Source organism: Plantactinospora sp. WMMC1484, from assembly GCF_049315195.1.
Lineage (GTDB): Bacteria > Actinomycetota > Actinomycetes > Mycobacteriales > Micromonosporaceae > Plantactinospora.
Window position 1 is genome coordinate 2,174,758 of the sequence record NZ_CP186055.1, and the last position, 15,669, is coordinate 2,190,426.

At 72.4% G+C, this 15,669-nt stretch carries 9 protein-coding genes; 4 read left to right on the forward strand and 5 right to left on the reverse strand.

Going from position 1 to position 15,669, the window contains the following annotated elements:
- Positions 1-40 precede the first annotated feature (40 nt).
- The 3 genes from ACN28C_RS09650 to ACN28C_RS09660 are packed head-to-tail and all read left to right on the forward strand — an operon-like array spanning position 41 to position 3,417.
- Complete coding sequence (locus ACN28C_RS09650) at positions 41-1,204, forward strand: lysylphosphatidylglycerol synthase domain-containing protein (RefSeq protein ID WP_422773166.1); 1,164 nt, start codon at positions 41-43, stop codon at positions 1,202-1,204.
- A gap of 45 nt (positions 1,205-1,249) precedes the next feature.
- The gene (locus ACN28C_RS09655; RefSeq protein WP_422773167.1) at positions 1,250-2,620 is read left to right on the forward strand and encodes a glycosyltransferase; all 1,371 of its coding nucleotides are present in this window, start codon (positions 1,250-1,252) and stop codon (positions 2,618-2,620) included.
- Positions 2,617-3,417: a class I SAM-dependent methyltransferase gene (locus ACN28C_RS09660; RefSeq protein WP_422773168.1), complete on the forward strand. Its 801-nt coding sequence runs from the start codon at positions 2,617-2,619 to the stop codon at positions 3,415-3,417. The genes ACN28C_RS09655 and ACN28C_RS09660 overlap by 4 nt, the downstream gene beginning before the upstream one ends.
- A gap of 53 nt (positions 3,418-3,470) precedes the next feature.
- Here ACN28C_RS09660 and ACN28C_RS09665 read toward each other — a convergent pair whose 3' ends face one another.
- Positions 3,471-5,201, reverse strand: a complete 1,731-nt coding sequence (locus ACN28C_RS09665; protein ID WP_422773169.1) for a hypothetical protein — start codon at positions 5,199-5,201, stop codon at positions 3,471-3,473.
- Positions 5,202-5,299: 98 nt separating this feature from the next.
- Positions 5,300-6,286: a glycosyltransferase family 2 protein gene (locus tag ACN28C_RS09670; protein WP_422773170.1), complete on the reverse strand. Its 987-nt coding sequence runs from the start codon at positions 6,284-6,286 to the stop codon at positions 5,300-5,302.
- 219 nt (positions 6,287-6,505) lie between these two features.
- Between ACN28C_RS09670 and ACN28C_RS09675 the strand changes: the two genes are divergently transcribed.
- Positions 6,506-7,453, forward strand: coding sequence for an aldo/keto reductase (locus ACN28C_RS09675; RefSeq protein WP_422774596.1), 948 nt, complete (start codon positions 6,506-6,508; stop codon positions 7,451-7,453).
- Between the two features lie 164 nt (positions 7,454-7,617).
- Here ACN28C_RS09675 and ACN28C_RS09680 read toward each other — a convergent pair whose 3' ends face one another.
- The 3 genes from ACN28C_RS09680 to ACN28C_RS09690 form a co-directional block, all read right to left on the reverse strand.
- Positions 7,618-8,550: a DUF559 domain-containing protein gene (locus ACN28C_RS09680; protein WP_422773171.1), complete on the reverse strand. Its 933-nt coding sequence runs from the start codon at positions 8,548-8,550 to the stop codon at positions 7,618-7,620.
- Positions 8,551-8,817: 267 nt separating this feature from the next.
- Complete coding sequence (locus ACN28C_RS09685) at positions 8,818-9,483, reverse strand: hypothetical protein (RefSeq protein ID WP_422773172.1); 666 nt, start codon at positions 9,481-9,483, stop codon at positions 8,818-8,820.
- Positions 9,484-9,581: 98 nt separating this feature from the next.
- The gene (locus tag ACN28C_RS09690) at positions 9,582-15,389 is read right to left on the reverse strand and encodes a ThuA domain-containing protein (protein ID WP_422774597.1); all 5,808 of its coding nucleotides are present in this window, start codon (positions 15,387-15,389) and stop codon (positions 9,582-9,584) included.
- Between the last annotated feature and the right edge of the window lie 280 nt (positions 15,390-15,669).

The following is a 15,669-nucleotide window of genomic DNA, read 5'->3' on the forward strand; positions in this document are numbered from 1 at the left end:
TTTCCGGGGTCATGACGTCACGGCGAGTATCGTCCGTGCCGTGGTGCCGCAGAAGTCCGGGCGGCTGCCGAGGTCCGGGCGGTCGCGCCTGGCACGCAGCGCCGCACAGGTCGCGGTCACCGGGGCATTCCTCGCCCTGGTCGGCTGGGCGTTGGCGGGGCGGTGGGGGGAGATCCCGGCCGTACTGGGCGAGTTGTCGGCGCTGGGGCTGATTCTTGCCGGACTCGCCGCCGCCGCCAGCGGCCTCTGCGGCTGCCTGGGGTGGCGGGCGGTCCTGCGGGACTTCGGTGTCGACCTTCCGCCGCTCGGCGCGGCGCGGATCTTCTTCGTCGGGCAGTTGGCCAAATATCTGCCCGGCAAGGTCTGGCCGATCCTGGTCCAGGCCCGGCTCGGTCGGGCGTACGGGGTCCCGGCGCGGGCCTCGGCGGTGGCGGCGCTGCTGTCCATGCTCATCACCCTCGGCACCGGCCTGCTGCTCACCGCCGCCACCCTGCCGGTACTCGGCGGCCGGGCCACCACCCAGTACTGGTGGATCCTGCCGGCCATCCCGCCGCTGCTTCTGCTGCTCTGGCCGCCGCTGCTCAATCGCATCCTCGCCGGGTTGCTCCGGCTCGCCCGCCGGGAACCGATGCCCCGGCCGCTCTCCCTGCGCGGCATCGGCGGGGCCGTCGGCTGGTCGGCGGCGACCTGGCTCGGCTACGGTACGCACCTCTGGCTGCTCCTGGCAGACGTCGGTGTCGGCGGCGCTGTCGGCGGCGGTGGTGTCGGCGGCGGGCCCGGGTTGCTGCTCGTCTCGGTCGGCGCCTTTGCCGGCTCCTGGTCCGTCGGGTTCCTGCTGGCCGTCGCGCCGGCCGGAGTCGGCCCCCGGGAGGTGGCGCTGCCCCTGCTGCTCGCTCCGGCGGTCGCCCAGCCGGTCGCGCTGGTCGCCACCGTGGTGTCCCGGCTGCTGCTGACCCTGGTGGACCTCCTCCTGCCGGTCATCGCGATCTCGGCGGACTGGGCGGCACGGCGGCTGCCCCGATCCGCCCGTCGGGTGCCCCGGCAGCCGACGCCGGAGACGGTGGCGGCGGCGGAGAGGGCGGCGCCGGAGGCGGCGGGGAGGGTGGCGGCGCCGGAGGCGGAGGCGGCGGAGTGCCGACCATCGGAGGGCGCGACGGAGGGCGTGACCGGCAACGCGACGGGCGGCGCGACGCGCCAGCAGTGACGACGGAACGTGGTCGAAGGCGTACGACGGGTTACTCTGCTGGGCGTGCGCTGGCTGGTGTTCGGCAGCTACGACGTACGCCGACATCCCCGGGTCGGTGTGCTCGTCGAGGGGCTTCGGTCCGCCGGTGACGAGGTGACCGAGCTGAACGAGCCGCTGACCCTGGACACCGCCGGCCGGATAGCGATGCTCCGGCAGCCGTGGCGGCTTCCGTTGCTCGTCGGCAAGTTGGCCCGGTGCTGGGCCCTGCTCGTGCTCCGGACTCGCCGACACGGGCGGGGTGCTGCGGGGGCCGGCCCGGGAGCCGGAGTCGTCGACGCCGTACTCGTCGGCTATCTCGGGCACTTCGACGTCCATCTGGCCCGGTGGCTCTTCCGGCGTACGCCGATCGTGCTCGACCATCTCGTCTCCGCCGCCGGGACGGCCCGGGACCGAGGACTCGCCGGGAGCGGTGGGAGCGGAGGGCTCCGGGGACGGCTGCTGCGGGCGATCGACGACACCGCGGTGCGGCGGGCCGACGTCGTGCTCGTGGACACCGCCGAACACCTCGCCGCGCTGCCGGCACCGGCGCGGGAGCGGGGGGTGGTGGTGCCCGTCGGCGCGGGACCGGAGTGGTTCGCGGCCGGCGCCCGTACCGCCCGACAGCGCTGGTCGGGCGAGAGGTCAGCGGGCTCTGGTGAGAGGCCGGAGGGCTCTGCCGGGCAGCCGGAGTGCCGCGACGAGACGGACGGCGGCGGACGGCGCCGGCTGCGGGTCGTCTTCGTCGGACTCTTCACTCCGCTGCACGGCACCGGGACCCTGGGTGCCGCCCTGGCCGCGCTGGCCGCCGACGAGTCGATCGAGGTGACCGTGGTCGGCACCGGCCAGGACCACGCGGCCTGCCGCCGGGCCGCCGCCGCCAACCCGAGAGTCACCTGGTACGACTGGATACCCGCAGCCGAGCTACCGGCGCTCGTCGCCCGGCACCAGGTGTCGCTGGGCATCTTCGGCGAGACGGTGAAGGCCGGCCGGGTGGTCCCGACGAAGGTGTTCCAGGGCGCCGCCGCCGGCTGTGCGATCGTCACCTCCGACACCGGCCCACAGCGGCGCGCGCTCGGCGACGCGGCGGTCTACGTCCCGGCCGGCGATCCGTCCGCGCTGGCCGCCGCGCTGCGCGAGTTGGCCGGAGACCCGGAGCGGGTCGCCGGGCTTCGCAGGGCCGCCCGGCGCCGGGCGGTCGCGTACTTCTGGCCGGCCACGGTCGTCGAACCGGTCCGGCGTCGTATCGGCGCCATCCCCACGCCCGGCACCCCCACCGAACCGCTCGGCGTCCCAGCCGGACCGCCTGGCGCAGCGCCTGACGCGCGTGGCGCAGCGCCTGACCCGCGCGGCGCCCGGAGCGAGGCGGCAGACGTACCGGGCTGGTGGATCGGATGACCGCGCCCGTGGCCGATCCACCGCTGCCGCCCCGGGCGGCCCTGCGCTGGCACGTCGTACGCCGGATCGTGGCGGAGTGCCGGCCGGACACCATCCTGGAACTCGGCTGCGGACTCGGTGCGGTCGGAGCCCGGCTTGCCCGACTGGCCACCTACACCGCGGCCGAACCGGACGCGCGCAGCTACCGGACCGCGCACGCCCGGATCACCCCGCTGGGCGGGACGGTGCTGAACGGGGATCACCGGCAGGTGCCGACGGTCGACGGCTACGACCTGGTCTGCGCGTTCGAGGTGCTGGAACACATCGCCGACGACGAACCGGTGCTGGCCGAGTGGCTGGCGCTGGTCAGGCCCGGCGGTCACCTGCTGCTCTCGGTACCCGCCGATCCAGAGCGGTTCGGCGCCTGGGACAGCCTGGTCGGCCACTACCGGCGGTATTCCGCCGAACAGCTCCGGGAGCGGCTGTTCGGCGCCGGGGCGACCGCCGTGCGCCTCGTGCACTACGGCTGGCCGCTCGGCTACCTGCTCGACTCCGTCCGGGACCGGTGGGCCGGCCACCGTGCCGACCGGAACGCCGGAGCGGGGGGCGGGGCCGAAGCCGGTGACGGCGGCGGATCGGGCGGCCCTGAGGTGGGAGCGGAAACGGCGCGGGAGCGGACCGCCTTCTCAGGCCGGATCCTGCAACCGAGCGGAATGCTCGCCGGTGGCGCGATCCGACTGGCGGTGTCGCCGTTCGCCGTACTGCAACGCGCGCGCCCCGACCGCGGGCCGGGCCTGATCGCCGTCGCGACACGCTGACCGGCTCGGCGACGCCCCGTCAGCCGCAGATCGGTGGCGCGGGCCGGTCGGGCTCAAGACCCGGTGGGGCCGCCGCCGAGCACGGAGACCGGAACGAGCACGTACGGCCCGGCCCGCGCCACGGCACCGGCCTCGACCGGCCCGGACAGCCACTCCGGGGGCCGTCGCAGGTCGACCAGGACGAGATCCTCGGGGCGGGTCGGTTCGCTCGTCAGCGTCGCGGCGGTGAGCAGCCGTGGCGGCAGGTTCCAGTAGTAGGCGAGCCAGCGGGGACTGCTCGCGCCATCACCGGCCACCCAGGCGTACCGCTGACCGGGTGGCGGCGGATGCCCGGCAACGAGCCGGCCGGCCTGTGCCGGCTCGCTCAGCAGGCGGTGTCGGTCCGGGCCGGCGACCAGCACCCCGAGGTACGTCGCGAGCGCCGCCCCCACCAGCACGGCCGTCGCCACCCCGACCCGCCGCCGGCCCTCGCCCCGGCCCTCGCCCCGCCCGTTGAGCAGCCCGCTGAGCCGGCCGTTGAGCAGCCCGCTGAGCCGGCCGTTGAGCCGGCCGTTGAGCCGGCCGCTGAGCCGGCCGTTGAGCAGCCCGTTGAGCCGGCCGTTGAGCAGCCCGTTGAGCAGCCCGCTGAGCCGGCCGCTGAGCAGCTTGCTGAGCAGCTTGCTGAGCGGGCCGGTGGATCGAGCGCTGAGTCTGCTGGTGAGCTGTCCGGCGGGCGCCGTGGCGGGCGGCGGGGCGATCCCGTCCGTGACCCGGTCCAGCAGCACGCCCATCCCGACGAGCCCGACCACGAGGAGCGGATACGACCAGTACGAGTGGACATAGGCGGCGTTGCGCAGCCCGAAGATCCAGGCGGCGGTGAACCCGGCGGCGATCGCCAGGTAGCTCCGGCTTCGCCGGTCCAGCAGTCCGGCGACCAAGCCGAGCGGAAGGGCGCCGAGGTACCAGACCGGCAACAGGCCGGAGACGAAGAACCACTGCCGGCGCAGGATCTGCCGAAGGGTGTGGCCGCCACCGCTACTGCGCAGCTCGGCCTGCCCGCCGAGCAGGGCCATCCCGGTCACCCCGACCACGTAGGCCAGACTGATCGCGACTCCGAGCAGCATGCTCGTGCCGACCAGGATCGTCACCCGGTCGAACCGGCGGGCGGCGAACAGCCACAGCCCGAGTATGGCGGCGAGGCCGACGCCGGGCCAGGAGACCAGGGTGCAGAGCAGCGCGGAGGCGCAGGCGGCGAGGACGAGGCGGCGGGACGGCTCCGGACGGGCGCGCAGGCGTACCACCGTGGCGGAGAGCGCCAGGATCGGCCCCAGGTCGAACATCAGCGGGCTGAAGACCCAGTAGAAGGTGGTGGCCACCATCAGGCCGACCGCCAGCAGCGTCGCCGACCAGCGCAGGCCGATCGCGCGCAGCAGGGCGGCGGCGGCGGGGATGATGAGGAGGGCGAGCAGGTACGGCGGCAGCCACACCTGGTACTCCCCGTCGCCGGGAAGCAGACCGGTCATTGCGGTGAGCAGGTTGAGCAGCGGCGGATGGTGTGCGTATGGTGTCGCGGCGTACGGTGCCCAGTCGGCGCCGAAGTGCGAGCCGAGGATGCCCTGCTCCTGGAGATTGCGCAGGTGCAACGCGTACCGGCCGATGATCCGGCCCAGGTGGTTGTCGCCGAACGGCTCGTCGAGCTGCGGAATCCAGGTCAGCGCGACGATGCCGGTGAGGATGGCGACCGCCGCCCAACCCCGCCGCCCGCCCCGCTCCACCCGCTCGACACGCGCGCGATTTCGAACCAACGGGGCACCGGGTGGCAGGGCACCGGCGGGACGGGCGTCGACGGGACGGGCGCCGGCTGGCGTGTCCGGTCCCGTGGCAGTGGTCGGCACCGCTTCGGTCACGAGCGGTTTCCGGGCGGCCAGTCGATCCTGGACCGGACGATCAGGTCGGCGAGCAGCGCCACCGCGCCGACGATCAGCCCGGCACAGAGCAGCAGCACGGTGTTGGTGGCGATCCGGACCGGGTGCGCGACCAGGTCGTAGACCACCTTCCCGGAGCCGACGGTCAGCAGCAGCAGCGACGGCGGCATCAACACCTTGAGCGGGTTGAAGTACATCACCATCCGGAGCACCTGGAGGAAGTACCGGTAGGCGTCGCGGACGAAGTGGAACTTCGACGAGCCCGAGCGGCGGGCATAGGCGATCGGCAGGTAGCGCACGTCGTGCTGGTTGTGCAGGAAGGCCATCGTGATCGTGGTGACACAGGAGAACCCGGGGGGCAGCAGCCGGAGATAGGGCAGTGACACGTCCCGGCGGAAGGCGCGCAGCCCGGAGTTCAGGTCAGGGATGCGGGTGCCGGCCAGCCGCTCGGCGATCTTGCGGATGAGCCACTTGGCCGGAACCCGGAGGAACTTGTGGCTGCCCTGCTCGCTCGTGCGCGCGCCGACGACCTGGTCGACGTGCGGATCCTGGAGCAGGAGCTGCACGAACTCCGGGATCCGTTCGTTGGGATAGGTCATGTCCGCGTCTGTCCAGACCACGATCCTGCCGCGCGCCTGTTCGGTGCCGATCCGGCGTGCGGTGCCGGAGCCACCGTTGCGATGGAAGGCGAGCACCCGGAGTCGGGGAAAACGTCCGGCGGCCCCACGCAGGATCTCCAACGTGTGATCGGTGGACGCGTCGTCGATAGCCAGTAATTCGTATTGCAGGCCGCTGGTGTCCATTGCCGTGCAGATGCGCTCGATCTCCGCCAGCACGTGTGCCTGCTCGTTGTAACACGGCAGAACCACCGTCACCTCGACGGGTGCGTTGCTGTCCCTGCTGACCTGGGCGGGGACGACGGAGATGTCCGTGCCGGGCCGGTCGAACCGGCTGTTCACCGCCATGTGGACCGCCTTCCGGCACGAGCTGCGCGGCGACCGTGAACGGCAGGGAACATTACGGCGGTCGCCATATTCGTGGACACGATATAGCAGTTTCCGGCGTACGCACGCGACGCGCCATGCCGCCAATCAGTTTGGCGTACGTGAATCGACGCCGAAACAATTTCTCGAACGGATGTCTCGGGTCGGTGCCGAGGACATAGGGTTGATCTCGTGACTGAGATGAACTTTCGCCGGTTGGGCGACTCCGGACTCGTGGTCTCCGTCGTCGGGATCGGGTGCAACAACTTCGGCCGGAAGGTCGACGCCGCCGGCACCCGGGCCGTGGTCGACGCGGCCCTCGACGCCGGCATCAACTTCTTCGACACCGCGGACATCTACGGGGAGCCGCACGGTGGCTCCGAGGAACTGCTCGGCGCCGCGCTGCGCGGCCGGCGGGACGACGTCGTGCTGGCGTCCAAGTTCGGCATGAGCATGTCCGGGATGAACGGGCCGGACCACGGCGCCCGGGGCGCCCGGCGCTACGTCGTCCGGGCGGTCGAGGCGTCCCTGCGCCGGCTGGGCACCGACCATCTCGACCTCTACCAGATGCACGAGCCCGACCCGGGTACGCCGATCGAGGAGACCCTGAGCGCGCTCGACGACCTCGTCCGGGCCGGCACGGTCCGCTACCTCGGCAACTCCAACTTTGCCGGCTGGCAGATCGCCGACGCGGCCTGGACGGCACGGACCCGCGGCCTCACGCCGTTCGTCAGTGCCCAGAACCAATACAGCCTGCTGCACCGCGACGTCGAGGCGGAGGTGGTGCCGGCCGCCGAGCACTTCGGCCTCGGCCTGCTGCCGTTCTTTCCCCTCGCGGACGGGCTGCTCACCGGCAAGTACAAGCGGGGAGTGCAACCGCCGTCGGAGAGCCGGCTCGCCGGCAGCAGCCCCCGGTACGCCGCCCGCCTCGCCTCCGCGCCCTGGGACACCATCGAGGCACTGGAGAAGTACGCGGCCGAGCGTGGTCTGACCCTGCTGGACGTGGCGATCGGCGGTCTGGCAGCCCAACCGGCGGTGACGTCGGTGATCGCCGGAGCGACCACTCCCGACCAGGTACGCGCCAACGCACAGGCGGGGCAGTGGCAACCCGCGCCCGACGACCTCGCCGCCCTCCGCGCCATCCTCTGACCGCCCCCGCCCCCCGCCCCCCGCCCCCGCCGCCGTATGTGCTGGCCCCCGTCTCCGCATGCGCCGGCCCCCGCCCCCACCTCGGCATGCGCCGCCCGCCGCCCGGGCCGCCCGCGGCCGCGCCGTTGCGCGGCTGCTGTCACGTCACCTGGGCATCAGAGGCGTTATGCGCGTCGATCAACGCCTCTGGTGTCCAGCTGAGTGCGCCGTTCCTGGATGGCGTGTCCGATCAGGGCGAGGGTGCGGGCGGGGTGGAGCAGGACATCGTCGGCGGTGAAGCGGAGGACGAGCCAGCCGGCGGCGCGCAGGGCGTTCAGCCGGGCGACGTCCTGACGGAAGTGGGCCCGCTCACGGTGGTGGTCGCCCTCGTACTCCAGCGCGATCCGGAGCTTCGGATAGGCCAGATCCACCCGGCCGATGAACCGACCCCGCGTGTCGCAGACGTCGTGTTGGACGGTCGGGGCGGGGAAGCCGGCGTCGACGAGGAGAAGCCGCAGGCGGGTCTCCATCGGCGACTCGCTGAGCGGTTCGGCCAGACCGAGCACCTTGCGCAACAGCGCGACCCCCGGCCAGCCGGGATGCTCGGCGAGATAGTCGCTCAGCGCGGCCGGCTTCACCAACCGCCGGTTGAGCAGCGCGTCCACCGCGACCACCGCCTCGGTGCGTGGCGCCTTCCGGCCGAGGTCGAAGGCGGTACGCAGCGGTGTCGTGACCGGTAGCCCCGCGAACCGGGTCACGTCGCCGGCGGTGAGCCTGGCGAGGGTGTAACGGACCCGAGGGTGCGAACGAGGGCGTGAGTTGCCGGGCAGCAGCACCGCGACCGGCGACTCTCGGGCGACTAGCCGGACGCCCCACAGGTAGGCCGCGCTGAGCCCGCCGATTGCCGCGCCAGGCGGAAGGGTGAGCCCGACGGCGTCGCACCACATCCGGTGGTCGTCCGCCCGGTAGCCGTCGCGGTGCACGTAGACGTCGGGAAGCAGTCGGTGCCAGGCCGGCCCGCGCAGCATGCTCCGGCTGATCAGCCCCTCGGCGACGGCGGCGCGGGCGGAGAACGGCAGGAACGCCAGTCGGGGCGGGACACGGGCCGGGCGGGACATCGGACCAGCCTGCCGCACCGCCCCCTGCCCCCGCTGCCCCGGACCGGCGCCCCGCCGTCCCAAACCGCGCCAGTGGACACTGCCAAATATCGGGTTACCGCGCACAGCCACGCTCGCGCTCGCCGGCTCGTCTCCCCGACCTGTACACCAGAGGCGTTAGGCGAGCCGGTTAACGCCTCTGATGTACAGGTGACGCTGCGATCCGCGCTGGCGCTGGCGCTGGCGCGGGCGCGGGCGCGGGCGCGGGGGGGCGGGTGGGGGTGGGGGTCAGGGGCGGCGGCGGGCGCGTACCAGTAGGGCACCGAGCGTGGCGATGGCGGCGAGTGCCAGGGCGGCCCCGGCCACCCACCCCAGTTGGGCGACCGGGGTGCCGCCGTCGCGTTCCGGTGCGGCCACCGGGACCGCCGGCGGGGCGGCCTGGGCGGCGCGGGCCTGCACCACCACCCGTACCTCGGCCGGGTTCGGCTTCGGCGCGGTGACCGTGACGTGCCACGGCCCGGGTGTGAGCAGCGGCCCGGTGCTGTAGAAGCCCTCACCCTCACCGGCCGGGGCGAGCTGGAGAGGGCCGACCGTCCGGCCGCCCTCGGCGGTGGCGGTCAGCACCAGCCGTAGGCCGTTGTCGACCGGGTGGCCGTCCTCGTAGCTCGCCTGCACGGTCACCCCCGTGGCGCCGTCACCGGCGACCGCGAGCTTGATCTTCTCTCCGTGCGCGGCTGCGGGTGCCGCCGGTGCCAGCCCGACCGCGAGCGCGGCGCCGAGCAGGGCGGCGAGCAACAGTGCGAGAAACGTGTCCCCGAAGGAGGCCGACGAGGCGGATGAGGCGGATGAGGCGGATGAGGCAGGGGAGAGCGGGCTGGGCAGTGGTGCGAGCGGCCGAGCCGCGGGGGTACGCGGAGTGGACCGGGCGGGTGTGCGTCGGTGCCGACGTCGCATCGGAGTACTCCTTCCCGGCGGATCGCCCGCCGGACGGGTGCGGGGGCGGTCGCCGTTGACCGCCCCCGCGCTTACCTGACTGTCCGCACCAGCCGGGCTTAGAGCCGGCTGCCCCGCTTCACCCGGGTCGGGTCCTCGAGCAGCCGGCCGGTGCCCTGCACCGACCTGCCGTCGTTGGCCCTGACCCCGGAGGCGCTCGGCGTGCCGCCGAGCCGCACGATCATCGCGTCGGCGTCCCTCACCAGCACGTCCCGGATCTCCGCCTCGCCGATCAGCGTGGCATCCGAGGCCAGCTCCTTGAAGGCGCCGAGCTGCTTGATCGCCCGGTTGTCGTTGCCGTCCGCCTCGGCGTCCCGGATCGTGTCGAGCTTCTTCGACAACTGCTTGTGCGCCTTGGCGGAGAGCCGACCCGTCGCCCTGAACCGGTCCAGCAGCATCTGCATGTCCCGGAACGAGGTGGTGACGAAGAACCGCACGGTCGAGGTCGTCGTGTTGCCGGCCCTGTCCGTGGCGGTCACGGTCAGCTCGTGCAGGCCGAGCGGTAGCTCGTACATCGCCTGCAGGGTGTTCGACTGGTAGGCGCGACCGTCCAGGGTGCCGACCGTCGTCTTGATCCCGGAGGTGGGGTCGACGGCCGACCAGGTCACCCGGACGTCCTGGCTGTCGCCGTAGAGCTGGCCGTCGGCCAGTCCGGAGACCAGCACCGTCGGCCTGGTGCCGTCGATCTTCAGGATCGCCGACTTCAGCGTCTCGGCGTTGCCGGCCGCGTCGGTGGCCCGGTAGAGCAGTTCGTGCTGCCCGTCCCCGGTCACGTTCACCGGCTCGGTGTACGCCGCCCAGGCGCCGCCGTCGAGCGACCACTCCAGTGTGGCGACCCCGGAACCGGCGTCGGTGGAGGTCAGCGTCACCGGGATGGTGCCGCTGTGCCAGCCGTCGTCGGTCGGCGGTGCGAACGCGGCGGTGCTGACCGGCGCGGTGGCGTCGATCTTCACCTCGACCGATTTCGCCGCCTCGACGTTGCCCGCCTCGTCGACGGAACGGAACCGCAGGGTGTGCGTGCCGTCCCCGGCGACCAGCACCGGCTCGGTGTAGCCGGTCCACTCCGTGGCGTCGTCGAGTTGGTATTCGGTGCGGGCCACCCCGCTACCACCGGCGTTGTCGGTGGCGGCGAGGGTCACGGTCACCGGCCCGGTGTGCCAGCCGGCCGTCGGGGTGCCCGACACGGTGACGGTGGTCACCGGCGCCGTCTCGTCCTCCTCTTCCACCGGCCCGGTGCTGAGCCGGAAGTAGTCGAACGAGACCGTCTTCGAGGCGGTCTGGGCGGCGCCGAGGCTGAACAGGCCGATCCGCGGCGTGCCGCCGACGGCGGCGTTGGTCAGCGGCGGAAGCTCCGTCCAGGTCGTCCCGTCGGCCGAGTACGCCGCCGTGTAGGTGTCACCGGCCCTGGAGAGCCGCAGGTGCCACACCGACTCGGTGAGGTTCCCGGCCTGCGGTTGCGGGTCCTGCACGATCGCGCCGATCTCGCTGCGGAACTCGATCCGCCGCGTCACCGGCTGGCCCACCTGGTTGTCGACGACGAAGTCGAGCTTCAAATAGTTGTCGTCGTCGCCGTAGACGAGCAGCCCGGCCTGCTGGTATTGCTCGTCCAGCCGGCTGGCGTCGACCTTCGTCTCGATCGTCCAGTCACCCTCCGGTGCGCCCTGCAGGATGAAGTTCGTCGGATCGGTGTTGTTGCCGGTGTAGATGTCGCCGTTCGGCACGTCGAGGTGCAGCGCGCCGTCGGCGACCCGGTACGCCGCCGGGTCCTCCCGGACGATTCCGTCCCAGCGGCACTTGTCCAGTGTGGTCCCGGTGAACTCGTCGTTCGGGGTCACCTCACCGGCGGGCTCGTCGGGGGTGATCTGGAACCAGTCGAAGCTGGCGTCCACCACCGGCGCGGTGCTGCCGCCGTTGAGCGCGAAGAGCCCGACCTTCGGGTTCTCGATCCCGGCCAGCGCCGCCGGCCGGCCGATCGGGGTGAAGTCCTGCCCGTCGGCCGAGTACGCCGCCGTCAGGTTCGTCCCGTCACTGGTCAGCCGCAGGTAGATCGTGCTGCCGGCCGGTGCGGCCGTCGAGTCGCCCCCCTCGTTGCGCGGGGTGCCGGCGGTCTCCCGGATGAACTCGATCCGGGGTGCCCCCGAGTGCAGCAGGTCCAGCTTGGCGTAGTTGTCGTCGTCGCCGTAGACGATCAGGCCGGCCTGCTGGTAGTTCTCCGTCACCGCCAGGCTGAGCCGGGTGGTGGCCTGCCAGCTCCCGTCCGGCGCCGGTTGCAGGACGACGTTCGTGGCGTCGTTGCGGGTGCCGTAGAGGTCGCCGACCGAGGTGGGCAGGACGAGCGAGCCGTCCCGGACCGCGTACAACTGGTTCTCCCGGACCACCGTCGACCAGCGCGACTTGTCCAGCTCGTCGCCGGTGAAGTCGTCCGAGCGGGCCCCGAAGCACGAGGTGTTCGGCGCCTCCACCTTCACCGTCACGACGGCGTACGCGGCGGCCCCGCGCGCGTCGGTGACGGTCAGGGTGGCGGTGAAGGTCCCCGGGGCGGTGTAGGTGTGCTCGGCGTCCAGGGTGGTCGCCGTGCCGCCGTCCCCGAAGTCCCAGGCGTACGTCAGCGGGTCGTCGCCCTCGGCGTCGCTGGCGGTGCCGTCGAAGCTCACCGTGACCGGCGCGGTGCCGCTGGTCGGGGTGGCGGTGACGGAGACCGTCGGCGGCGCGTTGTCGGTGACGCCCCGGCCGATGAAGTCGACCCAGTTGACGTTGACGATCGCACCCGTGCCGGTGGCCCCGACCGGGTTGCGCGCCACGAAGAACAGGGGACCCGTTGACGTGCTCGGCGTGCTGAGCTCTGCCGACGCGTTGGTGAAGGTCTGCCAGCCGCCGGTGTCCGGGACGGTGGCGGTGGCCAGCACCGGCCCGTCGGCCGCACCCGCGCGTACCTCGATCCGGGCGCCGCCGCCGGCCGAGGAGGCCCGGAACCGGACCCCGGTGATCCCGGTCAGGTTGGTCGGGTCGAAGGTCCAGTAGTCACCGTCCTCGATCCAGCCGATGTTCTCGAAGCCGCCCTCGACGTCCTCGGTGGCCTGGGTCTGCACGCCCGGGTCACCGCCGCCGACGCCGTCCGGCGCCCGGCCGGTGGCCGCGAAGTATTCCGCCTGCTTCCGCTTCGGCTGCAACTGCTCGATCGCCCGGCCGGTCAGCGGGTTGGCGCCGCCGGCCCCGCCGCCGTCGGTGTAGCTGGCCTCGAAGACCGCGAAGACGTTCGCGTCGGCGCCGTGCCCGGCGTCGAGTGAGGTCTGCACGGTGCCGCTGCACCCGGTCTGGTCGTCCAGCGGGTGGGCGTGCTCGTCGTGGCCGAGGTAGTACTGCAGGACCACCCGGTCACAGTCGATCTCCCCGTCCTCCGGGTCGGTGACCGTGACCGTGTATCTCACCTGGTCGCCCCAGTCGAAGAAGCCGCCGTCCGGCGGGAACTCGATGGTCACCGTCGGCGCGGTGTTGCCGACCGTCACCGGCACGTTCGCCACCGCCGTCCGGCCGGTGTCACCGGTCACGGTGAGCTGGGCGGTGTAGTTGCCGGCGGCGGCGTAGGTGTGCGTCGGGTTCGGCTCGGTCGAGGTGCCACCGTCGCCGAAGGTCCAGGCGTACGTGATCGGACCGCCGTCCGGGTCCCGGGAGCCCTCGCTGGAGAAGTTCACGGTCAGCGGGGCGGCGCCCGAGGTGGGCTCGGCGCTGGCGACCGCGATCGGCGCCCGGTCACCGGCGATGTAGTCGATCCGGTAGACGCCCGAGTTGTCGTTGTTGCCGCCGAAGCCGCTGCCCCACTCGATGAGGTAGAGCGCGCCGTCGGGGCCGAACTCGAAGTCCATCGGCCGGATGAAGGTCATCCCGGTGAGCAGCTGGTTGATGTCCACAAGCGACCGGCCGTCCTCGGTGACCTGGAAGGCGTACATCTTGTTCTGGTTCCACTCACCGAACATCGCCTTGCCGTCGTAGTACGCCGGCCACTTGCTCTCCGACGGGTTCTCCGGGTCGTACCGGTAGACCGGGCCGCCCATCGGGGCACCGCCGCCGCCGATCTCCGGGAAGAGCGGGTTGCCGCTGTAGTCGTAGTCGACGGTGGCCGGGATCGCCGGCGGCAGGTTGGTCAGCCCGGTGTTGTTCGGCGAGTTGTTCACCGGTGCGGCGCAGTCGAATTTCGCCCCGCTCGGCCCGGACGGGAACTGGTAGTCGTTGTAGGCGTAGTTCGCGCCGTGGCAGTACGGCCAGCCGAAGTTGCCGGCCTGCCCGATCGCGTTCCACTCGACGGTCCCCTCCGGGCCCCGGTTCGGGTTCGCCGCACCGGCGTCCGGGCCGTAGTCGGCGACGTAGAGGGTGTCGGTGGCCGGGTCGATGCCGATCCGGAACGGGTTCCGGAAGCCCATGCCGTAGATCTCCGGCCGGGTCTGCGCGGTCCCCGGCGCGAAGAGGTTCCCCTCCGGGATGGTGTATGTCCCGTCGTCCTCCGGGTGGATCCGGAGCACCTTGCCGCGCAGGTCGTTGGTGTTGCCGGAGGTACGCTGCGCGTCGAAGTCCTGCCGCCCCGGCCGCTCGTCGATGGGGGTGAACGAGTTGGACTCGAACGGGTTGGTGTTGTCGCCGGTGGCCAGATAGAGGTTGCCGGCGCTGTCGAAGACCATGCTGCCGCCCGCGTGGCAGCAGGTATTCCGCTGCGTCGTCACCTCGAGCACGACCTTTTCGCTGGCCAGGTCGAGCGTGTCACCGGTGACGGTGAACCGGGAGAGGTGGTTGCGGGGGCCGCCGCCGTTCGGGGCGTAGTAGAGGTAGACCCAGTTGTTGGTGGCGAAGTCCGGGTCGAGCCGGATGCCGATCAGCCCGTCCTCGTTGCCGGTGAAGACGTCGAGGTCGGCGGCGGTGACCGTGGTGCCGGTGTCCGGCTTGACGATCTGGACCCGGCCGTCCCGCTCGACGTAGAAGACCCGGCCGTCGGGGGCGACGTCCAGCTCCATCGGGTTGTTGGTGTTGCTGTCCAGGCTGATCTTCTCGAAGCTGCTGGTCAGCGAGGCGGAGCAGTCGGCCTCGACCGCGCCGGCCGCCGTCCGGATGCCGCCGAGCAGGTGGGCCAGGAACTCCGGTTCGGCGTACGACTGCTGGGTGTGCCCACCCGCCGTGTACCAGGCCCGGCCGCCGTCGTACTCCTGGCACCAGGCGAACGGGTGGTCGTGCCCCATCGCCCCGGCGCCCGGGGAGTAGCTGGTCTCGTCGAGCGAGGCGAGCACGTGCACGTCGCCGCGCGGGTTGTCGCGGAAGTTGTACCACTCGTCGTAGCGGGACCACCGTGCCGGCAGGTGCTCGGTGGACTCGTGCGCGTGGTCCTCGACCTTGATGGTGGCCTGCTGGTTGGCCGGGTGCGACGCGAAGTACGCCCCGACCAGCTCGCCGTACCAGGGCCAGTCGTATTCGGTGTCGGAGGCGGCGTGCACACCGGCGTACCCGCCACCGGCCTGGACGTACCGCTCGAACGCGGCCTGCTGCTCGGCGTTGAGTACGTCGCCGGTGGTGGAGAGCCAGATCACCGCCTGGTACTGCGCAAGGTTGGCGTCGGTGAAGGCCGTGGCGTCCTCGGTGGCGTCCACGGTGAAGCCGTGCTCGGCGCCGAGTTGCTGGATGGCCGCGATACCGGCCGGGATGGAGTCGTGCCGGAAGCCGGCGGTCTTGGAGAAGACCAGCACGGCGAAGGGCTCGGCGACCTCGTTGCGGACCTGCTGCCGGGCGGAGAGGTCACCCAGGTTGCGGGCGGAGGCTTCGGCCGGTGCGGGTAACCCGGCCAGGCCCGGTCTGGCCGAGGCGCTGCCGGGCAGGCCGACCAGCATGGTGGCGCCGAGCAGCACGGCAGTGGCCGCACCGGTCAGCCGGCGCCGCAGCCTGCGGGAAGGTGGGTGAGCGCGGTGTGGAGGATGATGCGAAGTGCCGCCGGAGCGGCCAGGGCTGGACACGAAGGATCTCCTTGGTCCGGGAAGGACAGCGGGGATCCCGGGTCGGACGCCGAAGACCGCCACGGGGTACGGAGTTCGGCCGGAGCTCGCCGAAGCGCCGGCCGCGGAATTTTGCCTTGTGGTTGAACAAATTAGGGCCGGGTCGGGGGCGGCCGGA

What these genes read in the sequence shown, in the direction of transcription:
- ACN28C_RS09660 (WP_422773168.1), top strand. Translation starts at nt 2,617, where the DNA reads ATGACCGCGCCCGTGGCCGATCCACCGCTGCCGCCCCGGGCGGCCCTG.
- ACN28C_RS09670 (WP_422773170.1), bottom strand. Translation starts at nt 6,286, where the DNA reads ATGGCGGTGAACAGCCGGTTCGACCGGCCCGGCACGGACATCTCCGTC.
- ACN28C_RS09675 (WP_422774596.1), top strand. Translation starts at nt 6,506, where the DNA reads ATGAACTTTCGCCGGTTGGGCGACTCCGGACTCGTGGTCTCCGTCGTC.
- ACN28C_RS09680 (WP_422773171.1), bottom strand. Translation starts at nt 8,550, where the DNA reads ATGTCCCGCCCGGCCCGTGTCCCGCCCCGACTGGCGTTCCTGCCGTTC.
- ACN28C_RS09685 (WP_422773172.1), bottom strand. Translation starts at nt 9,483, where the DNA reads ATGCGACGTCGGCACCGACGCACACCCGCCCGGTCCACTCCGCGTACC.
- ACN28C_RS09690 (WP_422774597.1), bottom strand. Translation starts at nt 15,389, where the DNA reads ATGCTGGTCGGCCTGCCCGGCAGCGCCTCGGCCAGACCGGGCCTGGCC.